Origin of the sequence: Actinoplanes cyaneus (genome assembly GCF_016862095.1) — a bacterium.
In the GTDB taxonomy this organism is placed as follows: domain Bacteria; phylum Actinomycetota; class Actinomycetes; order Mycobacteriales; family Micromonosporaceae; genus Actinoplanes; species Actinoplanes cyaneus.
The window spans coordinates 1-2,810 of sequence record NZ_BOMH01000137.1 but is presented as its reverse complement, the minus strand read 5'-3'; the positions used below and the strand labels follow the sequence as shown (position 1 = coordinate 2,810).

The following is a 2,810-nucleotide window of genomic DNA, read 5'->3' as shown; positions in this document are numbered from 1 at the left end:
CCCCTTCCAGCACCGGCGCTTCTGGCTCGAGCCCACACCGCCCACCGGTGACGTCACCGCGGCCGGCCTCGACGATGCCGGGCATCCTCTGCTGGGCGCCGCCGTGGAGCTGCCCGGCACCGGCGCGCTGCTGATCACCGGCGTCCTGGGCGCACAGCCCTGGCTCACCGACCACAGCGTTCACGACACCGTCGTCGTGCCCGGGACCGCGTTGCTCGAAGTCGCGCTCGCCGCCGGTGCGCGCGCCGGCACCCCGGCCGTCGAGGAACTGGTCCTGCACGAGCCGCTGACCGTTCCGGCCCGCCTGCGCATCGTGGTCGACGCCGCCGACGAGAACGGCCGCCGCACCTTCGCCATCCACTCCGACACGGTCACCACCGCGACCGGTGTGCTGGCGACGGTGACCGATTCCGCCCAGGTGACCACCGAGCTGGTCGTCTGGCCGCCGGCCGACGCGGACGAGATCGACCTGGGTGGCCTCTACGAGGCGTTCGCCGACGCGGGCCTCGGTTACGGTCCGTCGTTCCGCGGGCTCCGGCGGGCCTGGCGGCGCGGAGCCACGGTCTTCGCCGAGATCAACACCGAAGAGCCGATCGAGGGGTACGGCGTTCACCCGGCGCTGTTCGACGCCGCGCTGCACGCCGTCGGGGCCGGTGACATGCTCGCGGCCGCCGGCGCCCACCTCCCCTTCACGTTCTCCGGCGTCCGGTTGCTCCGCCCGGCCGGGAACACCCTGCGGGCACGGCTGGCGCCCGGTGCCGCAGAGGCAACGCTGCGCCTGACCCTCGCCGACGAGTCCGGTCTCCCGGTCGCCGAGGTCGGCAGTCTCGCCCTGCGGCCGGTCGCGCCCGCTCGGCCGGGCGGCGCCGCCGACCGACTCCTGTTCGGCCTCGACTGGGTGCCGCAGCGCGTGGACGGCGTGCCCGCACCAGCCATGATCCTCGGTGACGAGCTGCCGGAACCGGTCGAGACGCTCGTGGTCGACGCCACCGCGCCCCGCCCCGCCCTCGACCGCGCGAGCACGCTGCTGGCCCTGCTGCAGACCTGGCTTGCCGATCCGGCCTGGGGCGAATCCCGGCTGATCGTGCGCACGCACGGTATGGACCCGGACGCGGCCGCCATGTGGGGACTGGTGCGCAGCGCCCAGTCGGAGCATCCCGGCCGGATCCAGCTACTGGACGGACCCGACGACGAGTTCTACCCGGTGCCGCAGGCTCGGGTCCGGGACGGCGTCGTCGAGGTGCCACGGCTGGCCCGGATCGCCACGAGCGGAACGCCCGAGCTCGGTGACGGGGCCGTGGTGGTCACCGGGGCCACCGGGACGCTCGGCGGGCTCGTCGCCGAACATCTGGTGCGGGCTCACGGCGTACGCCGGCTGATCCTGATCTCGAGGTCGGCGAAGCCGATGCCGATCGAGGGCGCTGAGGTGCGGGCGGTGGCCTGTGATCTCGGCGATGCGGCAGCGGTCGCCGAGGCGCTGCGTGGCGAGCGGGTGTCCGCGATCGTTCACGCGGCCGGAGTGCTGGACGACGGGCTGCTGGAGTCGTTGACGCCGGAGCGGCTGGCGGCGGTGTTCCGTTCCAAGGTCGACGCGGCGAGGAATCTGGTCGCGGCCACGGGCGAGCTGAAGGCGCTGGTCTTCTTCTCCTCGGCGGCCGGGATCTTCGGCAACGCGGGGCAGGGCAACTACGCGGCGGCGAACGCCTTCCTGGACGCGTACGCGGAGCAGCTGCGCTCGGAAGGCGTGCCGGCGACCTCGATCGTGTGGGGGCTCTGGGACGCCGGCATGGGGGGCACGCTCGGTGACGGGGACCGGGAGCGGCTGCGCCGCGGCGGCGTCCTCCCGCTCAGCGCCGAGCAGGGCCTGGCCGCTTTCGACGCGGCGCTCGCCGGCGACCGGGCGGTGGTCGCGGCGCTCGGCCTGGACACCGCGGCGCTGCGCACCGCACCGGTGGTCCCGGAGATCCTGCGCGGGCTCGTGCCGGGCCGCAGCGATCGCGCCACCAGCATGCTGGGCAGGCAGATCGCCGGGCTGCCCGGGGCCGAGCGGGACATCGCCGTACGCGGACTGGTCCGCGGGCAGGTCGCCGAGGTGCTCGGCCACGCCGGCGCCGACCGGATCGCCGTCGATCGGGCCTTCACCGAGCTCGGCTTCGACTCGCTCACCGCCGTCGAGCTGCGCAACCGGCTCGCGGCGGCGACCGGGCTGCGACTGCCGTCCACGCTGGTCTTCGACTACCCGACGGTCGCGGCGCTGGCGGCGTACCTCTCGGGCGAGCTCGGCGGCCGTGAGCCGGAAGCGGACGTCGCCACCACCGCGGCCGACCCCGGTGAACCCATCGCGATCGTGGGCATGGCCTGCCGCTTCCCGGGCGGGGTGACCAGTCCCGACGAGCTGTGGAACCTGGTCGTCAACGGTCAGGACGGCATCGTGGAGTTCCCCGGCGACCGTGGCTGGGACGTCGAGACCCTCTACCACCCCGACCCGGCCAACCCGGGTACGTCGTACACCCGGCACGGCGGCTTCCTGCCCGGTGCGGCCGATTTCGATCCCGGCCTGTTCGGGATCTCGCCGCGCGAGGCCCTGGCCATGGACCCGCAGCACCGGCTGCTGCTGGAGACCTCGTGGGAGGCGTTCGAGCGCGCCGGCGTCGACCCGCTCGGCCTGCGTGGCTCGCGGACCGGCGTGTTCGTCGGCGTGATGTACAACGACTACGGCATCGTGCTGGATCGGTCGAGCGACAACGCGGAAGGCTTCCTGGGTACGACGGGGAGCGTCGCGTCCGGCCGGATCTCGTACACGTTCGGGC

General features: G+C 74.1%; 1 protein-coding gene. It reads left to right on the top strand.

Annotated features, from left to right (window positions below):
* The coding region (locus Acy02nite_RS45985; protein WP_203756663.1) for a type I polyketide synthase at positions 1 to 2,810 on the top strand (2,810 nt) is incomplete at both ends.